This window comes from Paenirhodobacter hankyongi (assembly GCF_003664585.1).
In the GTDB taxonomy this organism is placed as follows: domain Bacteria; phylum Pseudomonadota; class Alphaproteobacteria; order Rhodobacterales; family Rhodobacteraceae; genus Rhodobacter; species Rhodobacter hankyongi.
Genome location: NZ_RCHI01000006.1, coordinates 1 through 20,188, shown reverse-complemented (window position 1 = coordinate 20,188; position 20,188 = coordinate 1). Strand labels below are relative to the sequence as shown.

General features: G+C 68.5%; 13 protein-coding genes. 8 read left to right on the top strand and 5 right to left on the bottom strand.

Going from position 1 to position 20,188, the window contains the following annotated elements:
* Window positions 1-26: 26 nt before the first annotated feature.
* The gene (gene dnaE, locus DYS74_RS07790; RefSeq protein WP_121532970.1) at window positions 27-3,527 is read right to left on the bottom strand and encodes a DNA polymerase III subunit alpha; all 3,501 of its coding nucleotides are present in this window, start codon (window positions 3,525-3,527) and stop codon (window positions 27-29) included.
* 218 nt (window positions 3,528-3,745) lie between these two features.
* Here dnaE and xdhA point away from each other — a divergent pair, with 218 nt between their 5' ends.
* The 8 genes from xdhA to DYS74_RS07750 all read left to right on the top strand — a co-directional run bounded on the left by xdhA (window position 3,746) and on the right by DYS74_RS07750 (window position 14,522).
* The gene (gene xdhA, locus DYS74_RS07785; RefSeq protein WP_121532569.1) at window positions 3,746-5,134 is read left to right on the top strand and encodes a xanthine dehydrogenase small subunit; all 1,389 of its coding nucleotides are present in this window, start codon (window positions 3,746-3,748) and stop codon (window positions 5,132-5,134) included.
* Window positions 5,131-7,479, top strand: a complete 2,349-nt coding sequence (xdhB, locus tag DYS74_RS07780) for a xanthine dehydrogenase molybdopterin binding subunit (RefSeq protein ID WP_121532567.1) — start codon at window positions 5,131-5,133, stop codon at window positions 7,477-7,479. Before xdhA ends, xdhB begins: the two co-directional genes overlap by 4 nt.
* Window positions 7,476-8,420 carry a xanthine dehydrogenase accessory protein XdhC gene (gene xdhC / locus DYS74_RS07775; protein WP_121532565.1) on the top strand — a complete coding sequence of 315 codons (945 nt, stop codon included), beginning with the start codon at window positions 7,476-7,478 and terminating at the stop codon, window positions 8,418-8,420. Before xdhB ends, xdhC begins: the two co-directional genes overlap by 4 nt.
* On the top strand, window positions 8,420-9,937 hold the full coding sequence (locus tag DYS74_RS07770) for an ABC transporter ATP-binding protein (RefSeq protein WP_121532563.1): 1,518 nt from the start codon (window positions 8,420-8,422) through the stop codon (window positions 9,935-9,937). Before xdhC ends, DYS74_RS07770 begins: the two co-directional genes overlap by 1 nt.
* Window positions 9,934-11,013, top strand: a complete 1,080-nt coding sequence (locus DYS74_RS07765; RefSeq protein WP_121532561.1) for an ABC transporter permease — start codon at window positions 9,934-9,936, stop codon at window positions 11,011-11,013. Before DYS74_RS07770 ends, DYS74_RS07765 begins: the two co-directional genes overlap by 4 nt.
* Window positions 11,010-11,942 carry an ABC transporter permease gene (locus DYS74_RS07760; RefSeq protein ID WP_121532559.1) on the top strand — a complete coding sequence of 311 codons (933 nt, stop codon included), beginning with the start codon at window positions 11,010-11,012 and terminating at the stop codon, window positions 11,940-11,942. Before DYS74_RS07765 ends, DYS74_RS07760 begins: the two co-directional genes overlap by 4 nt.
* Window positions 11,943-11,985: 43 nt before the next feature.
* Window positions 11,986-13,068 carry a BMP family ABC transporter substrate-binding protein gene (locus DYS74_RS07755; protein ID WP_121532557.1) on the top strand — a complete coding sequence of 361 codons (1,083 nt, stop codon included), beginning with the start codon at window positions 11,986-11,988 and terminating at the stop codon, window positions 13,066-13,068.
* Window positions 13,069-13,238: 170 nt separating this feature from the next.
* On the top strand, window positions 13,239-14,522 hold the full coding sequence (locus DYS74_RS07750; RefSeq protein WP_121532555.1) for an NAD(P)/FAD-dependent oxidoreductase: 1,284 nt from the start codon (window positions 13,239-13,241) through the stop codon (window positions 14,520-14,522).
* A 109-nt stretch (window positions 14,523-14,631) separates the two neighbouring features.
* On the opposite strand, the gene DYS74_RS07745 is transcribed toward DYS74_RS07750, so the two are convergent.
* The 4 genes from DYS74_RS07745 to DYS74_RS07730 form a co-directional block, all read right to left on the bottom strand.
* Window positions 14,632-16,488, bottom strand: coding sequence for an OmpA family protein (locus tag DYS74_RS07745; RefSeq protein WP_121532554.1), 1,857 nt, complete (start codon window positions 16,486-16,488; stop codon window positions 14,632-14,634).
* A gap of 129 nt (window positions 16,489-16,617) precedes the next feature.
* A complete protein-coding gene (locus tag DYS74_RS07740) occupies window positions 16,618-17,190 on the bottom strand; it encodes a CHAP domain-containing protein (protein WP_245965232.1) in 573 nt (190 codons plus the stop codon).
* A 207-nt stretch (window positions 17,191-17,397) separates the two neighbouring features.
* Window positions 17,398-18,267 (bottom strand): formate/nitrite transporter family protein, encoded by an 870-nt coding sequence (locus DYS74_RS07735; protein WP_121532552.1) that lies wholly within the window; start codon window positions 18,265-18,267, stop codon window positions 17,398-17,400.
* A 63-nt stretch (window positions 18,268-18,330) separates the two neighbouring features.
* Window positions 18,331-19,845 (bottom strand): sulfatase-like hydrolase/transferase, encoded by a 1,515-nt coding sequence (locus DYS74_RS07730; protein WP_183077485.1) that lies wholly within the window; start codon window positions 19,843-19,845, stop codon window positions 18,331-18,333.
* Window positions 19,846-20,188 lie beyond the last annotated feature (343 nt).

Genomic DNA, 20,188 nt, shown 5'->3' with positions numbered 1-20,188 from the left:
CCGGCCCGCCCCGCCCCGCCCCGGGCTCAGATCTCCTCGACCAGCGCCACGCCGCGCAGCGAGCGGATCGCGCCCTTCACCTTCGGGTTCACCGGGAACTCCTTGCCGGCGCACAGCTGATAGCGGCAATTGCGCTCGCTGTCGTAGACGGTGAAATGCACCGGCCCGCGCGAGCGCACCTTGCCCTCGCCGCTGATCCGCTCGAGCAGCGACGCGATCGAGCCCACGGCCTCGGGCGTCTCGACATGGATCATCAGCCCGGTGCTGCCGGCATCGGCGGTGACCTGGTCGATCGGCTGCGCGCCCTGCGCCAGCATCTTCACCGTCTCGCCCTCGACATCGACCTTGACCGTCAGCACCACCGCCTGCCCGGGTTCGAGGTATTGCCGCGTGGCCTCGAGCGTGTCGGAAAACACCGTCACCTCGAAGGGGCCGGTCGGGTCCGACATCGAGACGAAGGCGAAACGGTTGCCCTTCGCGGACTTCCGTTCCTGCCGCACGGCGACCTGGCCCGCGATCTTGCCGATGAACGGCCCGCCTTGCGCCTTGGCCGCGATCTCGGCCAGGGTCATCACGTTTTTGCGTTTCAGCGCAGGCAGATAGTCGTCAAGCGGGTGGCCCGACAGATAGAAACCGATGGCCTTGTGCTCTTCCGCCAGCCGCTCGGAGGGCAGCCAGTCGTCGACATCGGCAATCCGCGGCGGCGGCAGGTCGTCGCCCGCATCACCGAACAGCGACACCTGCGCCGAGGCCTTGGCCTCGGCCACCGCGGCGGACCAGGCCATCAGCCCCTCGAGGCTTTCGAACACCCGCCGCCGGTTCGGGTCGAGCTGGTCGAAGGCGCCGGCGCGGGCCAGCATCTCGAGCGGCCGCTTGCCGATCCGCTTCAGGTCGCAGCGCCGGGCAAAGTCGAACAGGTCGCGGAACGGCATGTCGTCGCGCGCCTCGACGATCAGTTTCATCGCCTCGACACCGACGTTCTTCAGCGCGCCGAGTGCATAGACGAGCTGCTGGTTCACCACGTCGAAGGTGGCGAGCGAGCGGTTCACGCAGGGCGGCACCACGGTGATGCCAAGCGCGCGCCGCACCTCGCCCATATAGGTCGAGAGCTTGTCGGTCAGATGGATATCGCAGTTCATCACGCCGGCCATGAACTCGACCGGGTGGTTCGCCTTCAGCCAGGCGGTCTGATAGGAGACCAGCGCATAGGCCGCGGCGTGCGACTTGTTGAAGCCGTAGTTCGCGAATTTCTCGAGCAGGTCGAAGACCTCGCCGGCCTTCTTCGCGTCGATGTTGTGGGTCTTCTTCGCGCCCTCGATGAACTTCGGACGCTCCTTCGCCATCTCCTCGGCGATCTTCTTGCCCATGGCGCGGCGCAGCAGGTCGGCGCCGCCCAGCGAATAGCCCGCCATGACCTGGGCGATCTGCATCACCTGTTCCTGATAGACGATGATGCCCTGCGTTTCCTTCAGGATCGGGTCGATCGTCGGGTGCAGCGATTCGAGCGGCCGCAGCCCGTGCTTGACCTCGCAATAGACCGGGATGTTCTCCATCGGGCCCGGACGATAGAGCGCCACAAGCGCCACGATGTCCTCGATGCAGGTGGGCTTCATGCGCCGCAGCGCGTCCATCATCCCCGTCGATTCCACCTGGAACACGGCGACGGTATGGGCGCGGGCATAGAGGTCATAGGTCTTCGCGTCGTCGATCGGGATCGCGTTGATCTGGTTCTCGGCGCCCTCGGCGGGCTCGTAGAGCGTGTTGCCCGCGGCATCGACATGCAGCGGCCGGCCCGACTTGCGGATCAGGTTCACCGCGTTCTGGATCACGGTGAGCGTCTTCAGCCCGAGGAAGTCGAACTTCACCAGACCGGCCTTTTCCACCCATTTCATGTTGAACTGGCTGGCCGGCATGTCCGAGCGCGGATCCTGATAGAGCGGCACCAGCTCGTCGAGCGGCCGGTCGCCGATCACCACGCCCGCGGCGTGGGTCGAGGCGTTGCGCAACAGCCCCTCGATCTGCTGGGCATAGTTCAGAAGGCGGCCGACGACCTCTTCCTTCGCCGCCTCGCGCAGGCGCGGCTCGTCGGCCAGGGCCTTCTCGATCGAGACCGGCTTCACCCCCTCGACCGGGATCATCTTCGACAGCTTGTCGACCTGACCATAGGACATCTGCAGCACGCGGCCGACGTCGCGCACCGCGGCCTTCGACAGCAGCGCCCCGAAGGCGGCGATCTGGCCCACCTTGTTGCGCCCGTATTTCTGCTGCACGTATTTGATCACCTCTTCGCGGCGGTCCATGCAGAAGTCGACGTCGAAGTCGGGCATCGAGACGCGTTCCGGGTTCAGGAAGCGTTCGAACAGCAGCGCATAGCGCATCGGGTCGAGGTCGGTGATGGTCAGCGCATAGGCGACAAGCGAGCCCGCGCCCGAGCCACGCCCAGGTCCGACCGGAATGTCATGCGCCTTGCCCCACTTGATGAAGTCGGCCACGATCAGGAAGTAGCCGGGGAAGCCCATCTGCTCGATGATGCCCAGCTCGAATTTCAGCCGCTCCTCGTATTCCTCGACCGGGCAGGCATGCGGGATCACCGCAAGCCGGTTCTTCAGCCCTTCCCAGGCCTGGCGGCGCAGCTCCTCGACCTCGTTATCGGCGAATTTCGGCAGCAGCGGCGGGCGCTTGTAGACGGCGAAGGCACAGCGTTTCGCGATCTCGACGGTGTTCTCCACCGCCTCCGGCAGGTCGGCGAACAGCGCGACCATCTCCGCCTCGGACTTGAAGTAATGCTGCGGCGTCAGGCGCCGGCGCGGCTCGATCTGGTCGACATAGGTGCCCTCGGCAATGCACAGCATCGCGTCATGCGCCTCGAACATCTCGGTCTTCGGGAAGAACACCTCGTTCGTCGCGACGATCGGCAGCCCCATCTCATAGGCCAGCTCCAGGAAGGGCCGCTCGGTCGCCCGCTCGCCGTCCATCAGCCTCCCGCCCTCGCCCGGATGGCGCTGCAGCTCGACATAGAGCCGGTCGGGATAGATCGCGGCGAGCCGTTCGAGGAAGGCCCGCGCCTTCGGCAGCTGGCCGGACTGGATGAGCTTGCCCACCGGCCCCTCGGCGCCACCGGTCAGGCAGATGATCCCCTCGGAATGTGCCTGCAGATCCTCGAGCGATACCTGCGGCAGCATCCCGTTCTTGTCGATGTAGAGACATGTCGAGAGCTTCATCAGGTTCATGTAGCCCGCCTCGGACTGCGCCAGCAGCACGACGGGGGCGGGTAGCTTCGGCTTCTCGCCCGGCCGGCTCTCCTCGAAGGTCACATCGGTCTGACAGCCCATGATCGGCTGCAGCCCGTATTCCTTCGCGGTGGTGCAGAACTCGAGCGCCGAGAACATGACATTGGTGTCGGTGACGGCGACGGCGGGGATCTTCGCCGCATCGCACATCTTGATCAGCTTCTTCACCGGCATCGCGCCCTCGAGCAGCGAATATTCGGTGTGCACGCGCAGGTGGATGAATCGGGGATCGGCCATGGCGGCACGATAAGCGGGTGCGGCGGCGGGCGGAAGAGGGCGCGCCGCCGCCGGCATGCCTGAAATTTAATCAACAGGTCAAAATTCTCGCAGCATTCTGCGCCCCTGCCCTTGCCAAGACCCGGCGCTTGGGTTTTGCTGGTCGGATGGGAGAGCCCCCCGCTCTATGCCGCATCGGGCGCGGGGTCGAAAACATCGGTATCGCGGCGGACATGACCATGGAAATCTCGTTTCTTCTGAACGGAGAAACCCGGGTGGCGCGGTTCGAAGAGCCCACCCTCAGCGTGCTCGACTGGCTGCGCGCCGAGGGGCTGACCGGCACCAAGGAAGGCTGCAACGAGGGTGATTGCGGCGCCTGCACGGTGATGGTGAGCGACGCCACGGGGGCGCGCGCGGTGAATGCCTGCCTGATGATGATGCCGCAGATCGCCGGCAAGGCGCTGCGCACGGTCGAGGGCATCGCCGCCCCCGACGGCACCCTGCACCCGGTGCAGAAGGCGATGGTCGAGTGCCACGGCAGCCAGTGCGGCTTCTGCACCCCGGGGTTCGTCGTCTCGATGGCGACCGCGCACCTGAACCGCCGCACCGATCACGACGACATCCTTGCCGGCAACCTGTGCCGCTGCACCGGCTATGCGCCGATCATCCGCGCCGCCGAGGCGGCAAAGGACGCCCCCGCCGCCGACTGGCTCGCGGCCGACCGCGCCTTCACCTTGCCTGAAACACCTTCGGGGGCGCGGGGGCAGACAGCCCCCGCCTTCCTGCCCCGCTCCGCCGACGAGCTGGCCGCCTGGTATCCCGCCCACCCCGAGGCGGTGCTGATCGCCGGTGCGACCGATGTCGGGCTGTGGGTGACGAAACAGCTCCGCACCCTGCCCGAGGTTGCCTTCCTCGGCGGCTGCACCGATCTTGCCGAGATCACCGAGACCGAGACCAGCTTCACCATCGGCGCCGGCGTCACCATCGCCGCGCTGCGGGCCTGGGCCGCCGGGCCACACCCGGCGCTCGCGGGGCTGCTGCGCCGCTTCGCCTCGGAACAGGTGCGCCAGGCCGCGACGATCGGCGGCAATATCGCCAACGGCTCGCCGATCGGGGATGGCCCGCCGGCGCTGATTGCCATGGGTGCCACCCTGACCCTGCGCCTTGGCGACAGCCGCCGCAGCCTGCCGCTCGAGGAGTTCTTCCTCGATTACCGCAAGCAGGACCGCCGCCCGGGCGAATTCGTCGAGAGCATCAGCGTGCCGAAATCGGCGCCGGGGCTTGCCTGCTACAAACTGTCGAAAAGGTTCGATCAGGACATTTCCGCTGTCTGCGGCTGCTTCAATCTGACCGTGGAAGGTTCGAAAATTGCAAGCGCGCGGATCGCCTTCGGCGGCATGGCCGGGGTGCCGAAACGCGCCTCGGCGCTCGAGGCGGCGCTGACCGGCGCGCCCTTCACCGAAGAGGCAGTCACCGCCGCTCTGCCCAGCTTGGCCGAGGATTTCGCGCCGATGAGCGACATGCGCGCCTCGGCCGCCTATCGGATGCAGGCCGCGCAGGCGATGGCGCTGCGCTATCTCCGCGAGCGCTCGGGCGAGCCTGTCTCGGTGCTGGAGGTGCAGGCATGAGCGTCGGCGCCCCCCTGCCCCATGACTCGGCCGAGCTGCACGTCACCGGCCGCGCGCGCTATGTCGACGACATCCCCTGCCCGGCAGGCACGCTGCATCTGGCCTTCGGTCTCTCGACCGAGGCAAGCGCGGCGATCGAGGAGATGGATCTCACCGCCGTGCGGCAAAGCCCCGGCGTCGTCGCGGTGCTGACTGCAGCCGACATGCCCTTTGCCAACGATGCCTCGCCCGCGCCGCTGCCCGAACCCGTTCTGGCCGAGGGCGAGGTGCATTACATCGGCCAGCCGATGTTCCTCGTCGTCGCCGAAAGTCACCGCGCCGCCCGCATCGCGGCGCGCAAGGGCCGGATCCGCTATGCGCCCCGCACGCCGATCCTGACACTCGACGCGGCGCTTGCGGCGAACAGCCGGTTCGAGGGCGGGCCGGTGGTGTGGTCGCGCGGCGAGGTCGAACCGGCGCTGGCCCAAGCCCCCCATCTCGCCGAAGGCACGGTCGAGATCGGCGGTCAGGAGCATTTCTATCTGGAAGGTCAGGCGGCGCTGGCCCTGCCCGAGGACGTGGGCGTCACCATCCGCTGCTCCTCGCAGCACCCGACCGAGGTGCAGCACAAGGTGGCCGAGGCGCTCGGCCTGCACATGCACGACGTGCGGGTCGAGATGCGGCGCATGGGCGGCGGCTTCGGCGGCAAGGAGAGCCAGGGCAATCACCTGGCCATTGCCTGCGCGGTGGCGGCGCGGCTGACCGGGCGGGCATGCAAGATGCGCTACGACCGCGACGATGACATGGTCATCACCGGCAAGCGCCACGATTTCCGCATCCACTACCGGATCGGCGCCGATGCCGAGGGCAAGCTGCTGGGGGCAGAGTTCATCCAGCTGGCCCGCTGCGGCTGGTCGCCCGATCTCAGCCTGCCGGTCTGCGACCGGGCGATGCTGCACGCCGACAATGCCTATTTCATCCCGGCGCTGCGGGTCGAGAGCCACCGGCTGCGCACCAACACCCAGTCGAACACCGCCTATCGCGGCTTCGGCGGGCCGCAGGGGATGCTGGGTATCGAGCGCGCGATGGAGCATCTGGCGCATGTGATCGGCATCGAGCCCGCCGAGCTGCGCCGTCGCAACTTCTATGACGAGGCCACGCCCCTGTCGCCGGCGGCGGGGCCGTCTGCCCCCCCGAGCCCCCCCGAGAGCATTTCGGCCAGGAAAAAGCAGGCGACCCATTACGGTCAGGAGGTGGAGGATTTCATCCTGCACGGGCTGCTGGCGGACCTGGAGAAATCAAGCGATTACGCCGCCCGAAAGGCCGAGATCGCCGTCTGGAACAGCCAAAATCGAACCTTGAAGCGCGGCATCGCGCTGAGCCCGGTGAAATTCGGCATCTCCTTCACGCTCACCCATCTGAACCAGGCCGGCGCGCTGGTGCATGTCTATTCCGACGGTTCGGTCCTGCTCAATCACGGCGGCACCGAGATGGGACAGGGGCTGCACCGCAAAGTCTGTCAGGTCGCGGCGCGGGTCTTCGGCATCGACAGCGAGGCCGTGCGGATCACCGCGAGCGACACCGCGAAGGTGCCCAACACCTCGGCCACGGCGGCCTCGTCGGGGGCCGACATGAACGGCATGGCGGTCCAGGCCGCCTGCGAGACGGTGCGCGAGCGGCTGGCGGGGTTCCTGGCAGCGCGCGAGGGCTGCGCGCCGGGCGAGGTGGTCTTTGCCGGGGGCCGCGTCGCGGTGCCGGGCAAGGACTGGTCCTTTGCCGAGGTGGCGCTGGCCGCCTATGGCGCGCGGGTGTCGCTGTCCGCGACCGGTTTCTATGCCACGCCGAAGATCAGCTGGGACCGCGTCGCCGGGCGCGGCCGGCCGTTCTATTACTTCGCCTATGGCGCGGCGGTGACCGAGGTGGTGATCGACACGCTCACCGGCGAGAACCGGATCCTGCGCACCGACATCCTGCATGACGCGGGATCGTCGCTGAACCCCGCGCTCGACATCGGGCAGGTCGAGGGCGCCTATGTGCAGGGCGCGGGCTGGCTGACCACCGAGGAGCTGGTATGGAACGCGAAGGGGCAGCTGACGACGCACGCCCCCTCGACCTACAAGATCCCGGCCTGTTCCGACCGGCCGCGGGTGTTCAACGTGCGGCTCTGGGATGCGCCGAACCGCGAGGAGACGGTGTTCCGCTCGAAGGCCGTGGGCGAGCCGCCCTTCATGCTGGGGATCTCGGCCTTCCTTGCACTGAACGCGGCCTGCGCGGCCTGTGGCCCGACCTGGCCCGATCTGCAGGCGCCGGCGACAGCCGAGGCGGTGCTGGCCGCCGTCGCCCGGGCCCGGGGCGCGGCAGCATGAGCCTCGATCCCGACGCGCTGATCCGGGCCGCCGCGCGCGGCCCCTTCGTGCGCATCACCGTGGCCGAGGTGCGCGGTTCCGCCCCGCGCGAGCCGGGCGCGGCGATGCTGGTCTGGCCCGACCGGACCGAGGGCACGATCGGTGGCGGGCGGCTGGAATTCGAGGCGATCGCCCGCGCCCGCGCGACGCCGGCGCCGCATCTCGAGCGCATCGCGCTTGGGCCGGCGATGGGGCAGTGCTGCGGCGGCGCCGTGGTACTGGCCTATGAGCCGATGACGGCCGCGACGGTCGCCGCCCTTGCCCCGGGCTGGCATGCGCGCCCGGTGGGCGGGCCGGCCGAGATGCCGCTCGCGCTGCGCCGGGCCCTTGCCCGCGCCCGCGGCCGCGGCGAGGCCCCTGCCCTGCTGATCGAGGGCTGGCTGATCGAGGAGGTCGCGCCGCGCGCGACCGAGCTGTGGATCTGGGGCGCGGGCCATGTCGGGCGGGCGCTCGCCGGCGTGCTGGCCCCGCTGCCCGGGCTGCGGCTTCGCTGGGCCGACACCGGGGCCGAGCGTTTTCCCGAGGTGATCCCCGAGGGCGTCGAGACGCTGATCGCCGAAAACCCGGCCGATCTTGTCCCGCTTGCCCCCCTGAGCGCGCGCCACCTGATCCTGACCTATTCCCATGCGCTTGATTTCGAGCTGTGCCACCGCCTGCTCGACCACGGCTTTGCCGCCTGCGGGCTGATCGGCTCGGCGACGAAATGGGCAAGGTTCCGGTCCAGACTGGCAGATCTGGGCCATTCCGAAGCCCAAATTTCCCGCATTGCCTGTCCGATAGGCGATCCGACCTTCGGGAAGGCACCGCAGGCCATTGCGATTTCGGTCGCCGCCGCGCTACTGAGAGAGTTGAGCGCCACAAGAGCCGGAACGGCCAGCAGATTGGAAGGACGCGCCGGGTGATGGGGACAACACTTCTGAAGATCGAGGGCCTGACCAAGGCCTATCCCGGGGTCGTGGCCAATGACGGCGTCGGATTCGAGGTCGGCCGCGGCGAGGTGCACGCGCTTCTGGGCGAGAACGGTGCCGGCAAATCGACGCTGGTGAAGATGATCTACGGCCTCGTGAAGCCCGATTCGGGCACGATGACCTTCAACGGCGCCCCCTACACCCCGGCCGAACCGCGCGCGGCGCGGCTTTCCGGTGTGGCGATGGTGTTTCAGCACTTCTCGCTCTTCGAGGCGCTGAACGTCGCCGAGAATGTCGCCCTCGGCATGGAGAACCCGCCGCCGCTGCGCGACCTTGCGCGCCGCATACGCGAGATTTCCGCTGCCTACGGGCTGCCGCTCGACCCCGAGCGGCTGGTGGGCGATCTGTCGGCGGGCGAGCGTCAGCGCGTCGAGATCATCCGCTGCCTGCTGCAGGACCCGAAGCTGCTGATCATGGACGAACCGACCTCGGTCTTGACGCCGCAGGAGGTCGACATCCTCTTTCACACCCTGCGCAAACTGTCGTCCGAGGGCACGGCGATCCTCTACATCAGCCACAAGCTCGAGGAGATCCGCAGCCTGTGCGACGGCGCGACGATCCTGCGCGGCGGCAAGGTGGTGGGCTCTTGCGTGCCGCGCGAGAAGACCGCGCGCGAGCTGGCCGAGATGATGGTGGGCGGCGAGTTCACCACCACCGACCGCAGCGGCCGCGCACTTGGCGCGACGATCTTCGAGGTCAAGGCGCTCTCCCTGCCCTCGATGTCGCAATTCGGCCCGTCGCTGCGCGAGGTGTCGCTGTCGCTGCGCGCGGGCGAGGTGCTGGGCATCGGCGGCGTCGCCGGCAACGGCCAGGAGGAACTGCTGGCCACGCTCTCGGGCGAGGTGCCGTCGGCCCCCGGCACGGTGAAACTGCACGGGCAGGACATTTCCGACCTCGGGCCGAACGACCGGCGCCGGCTGGGCCTGCAGGGGGCGCCGGAAGAGCGGCTCGGCCATGCCGCCGTGCCGAACATGAGCCTGACCGACAATGCGCTGCTGACCGGCACGGTGCGCCGGCCGCTGACCCGCAAGGGCTTCCTCGACATGACCGCGGCGCGGCTTTTCGCCGAGGAGATCATCCAGGCCTTCGACGTGCGCACACCGGGCCCGCATGTGGCGGCGCGCGCGCTCTCGGGCGGGAACCTGCAGAAATTCGTGATCGGCCGCGAGGTGTTGCAGGCGCCCGAGGTGCTGATCGTGAACCAGCCGACCTGGGGCGTCGATGCGGCCGCGGCCGCGGCGATCCGGCAGGCGCTTCTGGACCTTGCCGCGAAGGGCGCGGCGGTGATCGTGATCTCGCAAGACCTTGACGAACTGATGGAAATTGCCGACCGCTTCTGCGCGCTGAACGAGGGGCGGCTCAGCGATCCGCGCCCGACCGAGGGGCTGACGATCGACGAGATCGGGCTGATGCTGGGCGGGGCCCATGGAATGGCGGAGGCGGCGCAATGATCCGGCTGGTGAAACGGCCCGTGCCCTCGAAGGCATGGTCCTGGGCGACGCCCCTGATTGCCGTTCTGGCGACGATGATCGCCGGCGGCATCCTGTTCGCGGCGCTTGGCAAGAACCCGGTCGAGGCGATCCGGGTGATCTTCTGGGACCCGCTCTTCGGCCCGAACGCGGGCTATTTCCGCGGCCAGCTGCTGGTGAAGGCGGCGCCCCTGATCCTGATCGCCTCGGGGCTTGCCGTGGGCTTCCGGGCCGGGATCTGGAACATCGGTGCGGAAGGCCAGTACATCATCGGCGCGATCTGCGGCGCGGCGCTGGCGCTCGCCGTCTATCCCACCGAAAGTGCGTGGCTGTTCCCGGCGATGGTGATCCTCGGCGCACTTGGCGGGTTCCTCTGGGGGCTGATCCCCGCCCTTCTGAAGGTGATCTTCGGCACGAACGAGATCCTCGTCTCGCTGATGCTGGTCTATGTCGCGCAGAACCTGCTTGCCTACATGGCCTTCGGGCCGCTGAAGAACCCCGAGGGCTATGGCTTTCCGGGCTCGCGCAACCTGCAGCAATATGCCTCGGCCCATAACCCCGAGCTGATCATGGGCACCGGCGCGCATTGGGGCGTGGTCGCGGCGCTGATCGCGGTGATCGGCGCCTATATCCTGATGCACCGCCACATCGCGGGCTTCCGTATCCGCGTCGCGGGCGAGGCGCCGCGGGCGGCGCGTTTTGCCGGCGTGGTGCCGGCGCGGCTGGTGGTGTTCTGCCTCGGGCTCTCGGGCGCGCTCGCGGGTCTTGCCGGGCTCTTCGAGGTCTCGGGCCCCTCGGGGCAGATCACCGACAGCTTCAACGCGGGCTATGGCTTCACCGCGATCATCGTCGCCTTCCTCGGCCGGCTGCACCCGATCGGCATCCTTCTTGCCGGCCTGTTGATGGCGCTGACCTATATCGGCGGCGACATGGCGCAGCTGATGCTGTCGCTGCCCTCGGCGGCGATCCAGGTGTTCCAGGGGATGCTCCTGTTCTTCCTGCTGGGCTTCGACCTGCTCACCAATTACCGTGTCCGCATCGGGAGGGCCCGCGCATGATCCTCGGCGGCATCGACATCGTCACGCTGATTGCCACGCTGATGGCGGCCTCGACCCCGGTGCTGCTGGCGGCAACGGGCGAGCTGGTGGCCGAGAAATCGGGCGTGCTGAACCTCGGCGTCGAGGGGATGATGATCATCGGCGCCGTCGCGGGCTTTGCCGCGGCCGTCGGCACCGGCAGCCCGGTGCTGGGCTTTCTGGGCGGCGCCCTTGCCGGCGCGCTGCTTGCCACCCTCTTTGCCGTGCTGACCCAGGTGTTCCTGTCGAACCAGACCGCAACCGGCCTTGCCCTGACGATGTTCGGGCTTGGCCTGTCGGCGCTGTTCGGCAAGGGCTTCGAGGGGGTGCGCCCGCCCGCCACCGGCAAGGTGCCCTTCGGCCCGCTGAGCGAGATCCCGGGGCTTGGCCGCATCCTCTTTTCGCATGACTGGGTGGTCTATCTGTCGCTTGCCCTTGTCGTCGCGGTCTGGGCCTTTCTCAGGTTCACCCGTGCCGGCCTGATCCTGCGCGCCGTGGGCGAGAATGCCGAGGCGGCGCATGCGCTTGGCTACCGGGTCGTCGCGGTGCGGCTGATGGCGCTCGCCTTCGGCGGTGCGCTCGCCGGGATGGGCGGCGCCTATCTCAGCCTCGTGCGCGTGCCGCAATGGACCGAGGGGATGACCGCCGGCGCCGGCTGGATCGCGCTCGCCATCGTCGTCTTCGCCTCCTGGCGCGCCGGGCGGGTGCTGATCGGCGCCTATCTCTTCGGCGGCATCACCGCGCTGCAGCTGCAGCTGCAGGCCGCGGGCTATGCGATCCCGGTGCACCTGCTGTCGATGGCGCCCTATGTGCTGACCATCGTCGTGCTGGTCGTCCTGTCCGCCATCCACCGCCGCGGGGTGCAGGCCGCGCCTGCCGCCCTCGGCCGGTCGTTCCATGCCTCGACCTGAGGCAGCCATCCGGGCCTTCGGGCCTCAACCACGGGGAGTTCCCATGAACCGCAGAACCTTCCTTCAGACCACCGCCGCGACCGCCGTCGCCGCTGCCGCGGGCCTGCCCGCCCGCGCCGCCGATCCGCTGAAAGTGGGCTTCATCTATGTCGGCCCGATCGGCGACATGGGCTGGTCCTATCAGCACGATCAGGCCCGCCAGGCGATCGCGAAGGAATTCGGCGACAAGATCGTCACCACCTATGTCGAGAACGTGCCCGAGGGCCCGGACGCCGAGCGCGCCCTGACCCAGCTCGCCCTCGAAGGCAACCAGCTGATCTTCGCGACCTCCTTCGGCTTCATGGACGCCACCGTGAACGTGGCGAAGAAATTCCCGAAGGTGAAATTCGAGCACGCCACCGGCTACAAGCGCGCCGACAACCTCGCCACCTATGACGCGCGCTTCTACGAGGGCCGCGCGATCCAGGGCACCATCGCCGGCCGGATGACGAAGAGCAACAAGATCGGCTACATCGGCTCGTTCCCGATCCCGGAAGTGGTGCAGGGCATCAACTCGGCCTACATCCACGCCAAGAAGGTGAACCCGGATGTCGAGATCAAGGTGGTCTGGGCCTACACCTGGTTCGACCCCGCGAAGGAGGCCGACGCCGCCGCCGCGTTGATCGCCGAGGGCTGCGACGTGATCATGCAGCACACCGACTCGACCGCGCCGCAGGCCAAGGCCCAGGAAGCCGGCAACGTCATCACCTTCGGTCAGGCCTCGGACATGGCGGCCTTCGCGCCGATGCCGCGCGTCACCTCGACGATCGACAACTGGGAGCCCTATTACAAGAAGCGCGTCGCGGCGATGCTCGACGGCAGCTGGACCTCGGAATCGACCTGGGGCGGGATCGGCACCGGCATGGTGAAGATCGGCGAGATCAGCTCGGCGGTGCCCGCCGAGGTGAAGGCCGAGGTCGAGGCGCTCGAGGCCAAGATCGCCTCGGGCGAGTACCACCCCTTCACCGGCCCGCTGAACAAGCAGGACGGCTCGGCTTGGCTCGCCGCGGGCGCGACCCCGGACGACGGCACCCTCGCCGGGATGAACTTCTTCGTCGAAGGCATCAAGGCCGAACTGCCGAAGTGATCCGCGGCCCTTGCCGCACCGAAAGGCGGGCCTCTGGCCCGCCTTTTTTCATTGGGACTTTCCCGAATTGACCTGCATCATTGCGCTTGACAGAACAATTCATCACATTCAGGTATGCGCATGTATACTGCCGTGTACCGTCGCGGCATTCAGGGAGAGAGGGAAGAGGAATGGCACATATCGTGGTTCTCGGAGCCGGGCTTGGCGGCGCCATCATGGCCTACGAGCTGCGCGACAACGTCCGCAAGGAAGACAAGATCACGGTCATCACCAAGGACCCGAAATACCATTTCGTGCCCTCGAACCCCTGGGTCGCCGTCGGCTGGCGCGACCGCACCGACATCACCGTCGACCTCGCGCCGACAATGGCGCGAAAGGACATCGACTTCGTCCCCGTCGCCGCGGCCCGTCTGCACCCCGACGAGAACCGCGTCGAGCTGGTCGACGGCCGCTCGATCTCCTACGATTACATCGTCATCGCCACCGGCCCCGAACTGGCCTTCGACGAGATCGAGGGCTTCGGCCCCGAGGGCTTCACCCAGTCGATCTGCCACGTCGATCATGCCGAGAGGGCCCGCACCGCCTTCGAGCGCTTTTGCGAAAATCCCGGTCCGATCATCATCGGCGCGGTGCAGGGGGCGAGCTGCTATGGCCCGGCCTACGAGTTCTGCTTCATCCTCGACACCGCGTTGCGCAAGATGAAGATCCGCGATCAGGTGCCGATGACCTTCATCACCTCGGAACCCTATGTCGGCCATCTCGGCCTCGACGGGGTGGGCGACACCAAGGGGCTGATGGAATCGAACCTGCGCGACAAGCACATCAAGTGGATGACGTCGTGCAAGGTGCAGAAGGTCGAGGACGGCAAGATGACCGTCGAGGAGATCGCCGACGACGGTTCGGTCAAGGCAACGAAGGAAGTGCCCTTCGGCTATGCGATGATGCTGCCCGCCTTCCGCGGCATCCCGGCGCTGATCGGGCTCGAGGGGCTGGTGAACCCGCGCGGCTTCGTGATCGTCGACAAGTATCAGCGTAACCCGAAATACCGCAACGTCTTCGGCGTCGGCGTCTGCGTCGCGATCCCGCCCGTCGCCGCCACCCCGGTGCCGGTCGGCGTGCCGAAGACCGGCTTCATGATCGAGTCGATGGTCGCCGCCACCGCGCATAACATCGGCAACCTCGTGCGCGGCAGCGAGCCCGACGAGGTCGGCACCTGGAACGCGGTCTGCCTGGCCGATTTCGGCGATCAGGGCATCGCCTTCGTGGCGCAGCCGCAGATCCCGCCGCGCAACGTGAACTGGTCGGCGCAGGGCAAGTGGGTGCACTGGGCGAAGGAAGGGTTCGAGCGCTACTTCATGCACAAGCTGCGCAAGGGCACCTCGGAAACCTTCTACGAGAAGGCCGCGATGAAGATGCTCGGCATCGACAAGCTGAAGGCGACGAAGAAGGGATAAGCTCCGGAGGAGACGGGCCGACCACTCGGGCCCGGTTCGGAGCGAGCCCGCCACGGCGGGCAAAGGAAAGGCGGGCCGCAAGGCCCGCCTTTCGGTTTCATCCGTGCGCTCAGTTCTGCGGCACGTCGAGCAGCCCGGTGATGCGGCGCACCACGGTGCGGCGGTTCGCGGGCTCCGATCCATAGGTCGGCACCAGCAGCTCTTCCTCGCCATAGCCCTGCACGACCATGTTTTCCGACGGCACGCCGTAATATTCGGTCAGCGCGAGGGCGAGCGATTCCGCGCGCCGGTCGGAGAGCGTCAGATTGTAGGCCGGATCGCCCACCGCATCGGTGTGCCCCTCGACGAGGAAGACCTCTTCGGGGTTCGCGGCGATCATGTCCTGCATCGTGCGGCCCAGCTCGGCCAGCGCCGGCGCCTGGTCGGGCCCGATCGCGGCCGAGCCCGAGGGGAAGGTGACGTTCTGCACCGTCACCGCCGGGGCCAGCGCGCGCACCTGCTCGATCTGGCGGATCTGCGCCAGGCTGAAGGCCCGGTTCGCCGGGTTCTGCGCGGCCAGCGCCTCACGCAGCGCCGCCTCGTTGTTGCTCGACGAGTAATAGCCCGTGGGCGAGGGCAGCGTGGCGTAATCCACCGGCTCCAGGTCGCGCGAATCGTCGATCAGCACATATTGCCGCCCGTCGGGGTCGATCCGCACCCGCTTCACGATCCGGCGCATCGGGTCGTACAGGGTCACGATCTGCGTGCCGTCGGGCTTCGTCGCGACCGTGCGCAGCGAGCCGTCGGGATAGCTTTCCGAGCTCATCGACGTGCCGGGCTGACGCATCAGCACGTCATCGTCCTTGATCACCGAATAGGTGCCGTCAGGGTTGCGCACCACGACCCGGTCGCCCGAGTTCGCGGCAACGCGGCTGCCGTTGCTCAGCAGTGCCCCCACCGCCATCGCGCCGATGCCGAGGATGGCAAGCTTTTCAAGATCGGACAGACCGTGGTCCTTCTTGCGGGCGCGCGGCTGGCCGTAAAGGTTGGTATAGAAGTCCTGCCCCGCGCGACGGGTGTTGTCGCGGGTGAAGACCTGACGCTCGACGCGCACCCCATCGCGCGGCCGGGCCTTCGGGTCGATCCCGGCCGAGAGCGCCTCGTTGCGCGGCGGCGGCACCGGCACCAGCCCCTGAAGACCGGGCTGTCGGCGCCCGCCCTGCTGCGCATCAAGCGCATCGCGCAGGTTCGGCGGCAGGCGCTCGGGCTGCGGCTGCTGCAGCCCGGGACGGACCTGCCCGGGGATCGGCGGCGTGCCCGGCAGCTGATTGCCCGGCTGAGGTTTCCCGGGTTTCGGCTGCACCGGCGGCGGGTTGCCCGGCAGCTGGTCGGTCGGCGGCTGCAGCCCCGGTTGCGGATTCGCGGGTTTCGGCTTCCGGCTGTCGGGCGACTGCTGCAGACCCTGCAGCGAGCTGTGCGGCGGCGTCTGCCAGGTCGGGGCGGTCGGCACGGGCGTGCCCTGCTGCCCCTGCGGGCGCGGCTGCTGGCCGGGCACCGGCAGGCGGTTCTGGTTCTGCAACCCCACCCCGTTGCCCTGCGAGGCCTGCGGCTTCGCGGGCTTGGGTTGCTGCGGCTTTGCCGGCTTCGGCTGCACCAGTTGCGGCTGCAGCTGTTGCAGCTTCGGCGGTTTCGCCGGCTGCGCCGGGCTCAGCCCGGGGTTGGCAGGTATTGCCGGGATCGCGCGCGCCGGGGGCTGCTGCTGTTTCGGCGGCTTCGGCTGCTGCTGTTTCGGCGGTTTCATGGCAGTGTCACCACCACCCCCACCACCCCCCCCGCCACAGATCTGCCGCGCCTGCTTTGCGGACTTGCCGGCAGCGATCTGGGCCGCGATGCAGGCCGACCCCATGCTGCTCTGCGCCTCGATCACTGTCGGCTGCAGGATCGAAAGACCGGCGACCAGCGCCGTGGTCATCCTGAGGATCTTCATGACTCAACTCCCGTCACGACGGCCACGGGCCGCCGGTTATCGGGATATAAGCATATCTGCCGGAAAAAGGTTCCGAGTCGTTCAATCCGCGGCAAAAATACGCGTGATGTGAACCCGGATCGGCTGAACTCAGCCGTTCGCCGCGGCCTTGTAGATGAAGCCATAGGTCGGATAGACGCTGCCCAGCGTGTTCGGCAGCGTTTCCACCCGCACGCGCGACCAGTCATTCGCCGGCGAGACATCGACCACCGCCATGTCGAGCGACACCTTGTTGCGGTGCCAGTTCGCGTGATCGACGAGGATCCGGCGCTCGGAGACGATGCGCGAGACGACCGCGACATGGCCCATCGGCATGCCGCGGGTGGCGCGGAAGTTCAGAACCGCGCCGACAACCGGGCGCTGCCCCTTCGGATAGAGGTTCGTCGCCTTCTGCCACCAGGTCTTGGCATTGCCCTGCAGATTGATGCCGCTCACCTCGCGCGCGAAGGGCACGCACCAGATTCGGCCGCGCCGGGTCTGCATCGCCGAAGATTGCGCGACGGCCTGCTTCAGCTCCTCCGGCGCGACTGCGGCAACCCGCACGACCTGCTCCTGCTGCTGCTCCCGCTGCTGATGACGGTTTTCCGCATGAACCGGCGTCATGCCGGACAGGAACATCGCACAGCCCAGAACGGCGGTCGCAACAAGCGTCTTCAAGGTCATCAGTTCGCTCTCGCAGATCGGTCGACAGGAACGGCCTGCCGCATCGCGGCGAAACCGTGTGCACAGCAATTCCAGATCGGGTTCCGCAAGCAAAGCCAAGATGTCCCGCCGGCCGGAAAGCGGGCGAGAAACGGCCGAAACTGTTTCAATGCACAAGCGGATTTCCGCTCAATCCAATTCCGATAACGGATTTTTCATGAATTGTTATCAGGGGCGGTCACGCCGATGCCAGAATCTTTCATAGCTGAACTCGGGTTCCGGGCGGGCATGCTCGATTCGGATCTGCGCCCAGATCAGACTCGTGAAGATCACGGTGCCGCCGAGGATGTTGCCCGCCAGCGCCGGCAGGGTGAAGCCGAAGAGCGCGCGGGCAAGGCTCACCTCCCCCGCCAGCAGCAGAAGCACCGCCTCGCAGGTGCCGGCGATGACATGCGAGAAGCCCGCCAGCGAGATCAGCCAGGTCACCAGCACGATCAGGAACGCCCCGGTGCCCCCGGCATTTGGCAGCATCCACACCAGCGCCGCGATCAGCCAGCCCGCCCCGACGCCCAGAAGCAGGGTCTCGAGCGGCCCGGGCGCCAGCGCATGGCGCGAGATCTCGAGCAGCGCGGCGAAAAGCGGCGGGTTCAGCGCCTCGAAGCCCAGCAGCGCCGCCCCGAAGGCCGCGGCCCCGATCAGGTTGAAGACCAGCACCAGCCCCCACAGCCGCGCCAACCGCAACAGCACCGCCCGCCGCGGATCGACGAGGCAGGGGCTGACCGCGGTGATCGTGTTCTCGGTGAACAGCTGCATCTGGCCGAGGATCACCAGCAGGAAGCCGATGCTGTAGCCGAGGTTCTCGACCAGCGGCCGCCAGGGTGCCTCGGGCAGGTGCGCATGAAGCAGCGCCTTGCCCAGCACCGAGAAGCCAAGCGCCAGCCCGGCGATCAGCGCCGACATCATCAGCGCCGAGGCCGGGCGCTGCAGCTCCTCGACGCCTTCGCGGCGGATGAGCTCGAAGACCACCGGCGCCGAGATCGGCGTCGCCTCCTCGATCGCCGCCAGATCCTGTTCGCTGATCCCGTCGCTGCCGCTCATCGCACCCTCCCCCGGTTTTCCCGGGCGGGGAACGCGCGGGGCGGGGCGGCGGTTCCCGCCCGCTCAGCCGGAGGCGCTGATCCCGGTCAGGCGCCGGTCGGCGCGCTCCATCCGCAGGTCGAGCATCGCAGCGCGCAGCCGCGCGACATGCGCCCGCCCTTCCGGCGTCTCGGCAAAGTCGCGCGTCTCGGCGGGGTCGGCCTGACGGTCGAACAGAAGCGGCGGCAGCCCGCCGTTGAAATGCACGAGCGTATGCGTCGCATCGCGCAGGATCGCGGCGTTGCAGCGGGTCTCGGGCAGGGTGAAGGCGCGTTGGAAGCGGGTCGGGGCGCCGGGCTCGGCCAGATCGATCTCGGTCAGCGCAACCCCGCGCCAGTCCTCCGGCCGCTCGCCGCGCAGGAAGGGCGTCAGCGGCGTCCCGTCCATCGCCGCGGGCGGCACGCCCCCCAGCAGGTCGAGCAGCGTCGGCGTGACATCGACGGTCGAGACCACATCCGTGACCACCCGCCCCGCCTGCGCGCCCGGCGCACGGATCACCAGCGGCACGTGATGCGCCGCGGCCAGGACGTTGTCCTTGCCCCAATAGCCCTGATCGCCCAGCATCTCGCCGTGATCGGCCATCAGCACCAGCACGGTGCGCCCGGCCTGCCCGGTCGCGTCGAGCCAGTCGAGAATGCGGCCGAGATGCGCGTCGACCTCGGCCACGAGGCCAAGATAGACGGCCCGCAGATCGGCGGTGGCGGCGGGGGGGAGTGCCTCGCAGCGGCCGTCGAACCCCCAGTGCAGCCCGAATTGCGACGGCGCCGAGAACCAGGCGTCGCGGAACGGATGCGCGGCACCCGCCGGCACCGGCGCCGGGATGCGCGCGGTCTCGGCAAGCCGGTTCCACGGCGCCGGCGCGACCAGCGGCGGGTGCGGGCGGATATAGGTCAGATGCGCGCTCCACACCCCGTCGCGCCGCGCCTCGAGCGCCTCGAGCGTGCGGTCGGTGAGAAAGGCGGTGTCGCTGTCCTCGGCGCGGTAGAAGGCGGGCGCGCGCAGCCCCTCGCCCATCGGGCGATAGAGGTCGAACCAGCGCGCCGGCAGCGGCTCGGGCAGGTCGTAGCCGCGCCGGCGCAGATGCCCGATCCAGGCCAGCGGCGCCTCGAAGCGCATCTCCACGATTTCGCGAAAGCCGCGGGCGGGCAGCTCGTAGGTGGCGAGGTCCGGGTCGCGCGGGTCGCGCTCGGCCGGGTCGGCGGCCATGTCGCAATAGCCAAACAGCAGCGGCTCGCGGCCGAGGCGGCGCAGCTCGGTCGCGAGCGTGGCGTGATGGCGGGCGACGGGCGCCCCGTTGCGGATGCCGCGGTGGTTGAAGGCGTAAAGCCCGGTCAGCAGCGAGGCGCGCGACGGGCCGCAGGGCACCGCGGCGGTGAAGCAATTGGCAAAGCTCACCCCCTCGGCCCGCAGCCGGTCGAGCGCCGGCGTCGGCACGATCCCCGCAAGCGCGCCGAAAACCACATCGGCGCGCAGCTGATCGAGGGTGACCAGCAGCAGGTTCAGGCCATTCGTCACGCCCGCTTCGTCCTGGATCGGCACCGCAACCTCCTGCACCGTCTGAGTTGCCGCATCTTCGGGCAGCGCGGGGGGAATGTCACGCCGCTGCCGTGCCCCGGCCCGTGCGATCATCGGATGGCCAGGACCGCATCGGGGCTTTCGGGGCTGAGGAGAGGAGGCGCTGCCCCCTCGGCCTTCGGCTTGCGCGGTCGATATCTGCGGCGACATCTGCGGCGACTGGAGCTCCGGGGGCGAGAAAGGACGAAGGCCCCGCGGTGGGGCGGGGCCTTGCGGGATCGGGGGCGGCGGTCGGATCAGTCGACGATCGTCGCCTCGGTCGCGGCGCGCAGCTGCTCCTCGGTCACGCCATCGGCGAGCTCGACGA

Bases quoted from the DNA above. Each gene is read 5' to 3' on its own strand.
- dnaE (WP_121532970.1), bottom strand. From the start codon at position 3,527: ATGGCCGATCCCCGATTCATCCACCTGCGCGTGCACACCGAATATTCG.
- xdhA (WP_121532569.1), top strand. From the start codon at position 3,746: ATGGAAATCTCGTTTCTTCTGAACGGAGAAACCCGGGTGGCGCGGTTC.
- xdhB (WP_121532567.1), top strand. From the start codon at position 5,131: ATGAGCGTCGGCGCCCCCCTGCCCCATGACTCGGCCGAGCTGCACGTC.
- xdhC (WP_121532565.1), top strand. From the start codon at position 7,476: ATGAGCCTCGATCCCGACGCGCTGATCCGGGCCGCCGCGCGCGGCCCC.
- DYS74_RS07770 (WP_121532563.1), top strand. From the start codon at position 8,420: ATGGGGACAACACTTCTGAAGATCGAGGGCCTGACCAAGGCCTATCCC.
- DYS74_RS07765 (WP_121532561.1), top strand. From the start codon at position 9,934: ATGATCCGGCTGGTGAAACGGCCCGTGCCCTCGAAGGCATGGTCCTGG.
- DYS74_RS07760 (WP_121532559.1), top strand. From the start codon at position 11,010: ATGATCCTCGGCGGCATCGACATCGTCACGCTGATTGCCACGCTGATG.
- DYS74_RS07755 (WP_121532557.1), top strand. From the start codon at position 11,986: ATGAACCGCAGAACCTTCCTTCAGACCACCGCCGCGACCGCCGTCGCC.
- DYS74_RS07750 (WP_121532555.1), top strand. From the start codon at position 13,239: ATGGCACATATCGTGGTTCTCGGAGCCGGGCTTGGCGGCGCCATCATG.
- DYS74_RS07745 (WP_121532554.1), bottom strand. From the start codon at position 16,488: ATGAAGATCCTCAGGATGACCACGGCGCTGGTCGCCGGTCTTTCGATC.
- DYS74_RS07740 (WP_245965232.1), bottom strand. From the start codon at position 17,190: ATGACCTTGAAGACGCTTGTTGCGACCGCCGTTCTGGGCTGTGCGATG.
- DYS74_RS07735 (WP_121532552.1), bottom strand. From the start codon at position 18,267: ATGAGCGGCAGCGACGGGATCAGCGAACAGGATCTGGCGGCGATCGAG.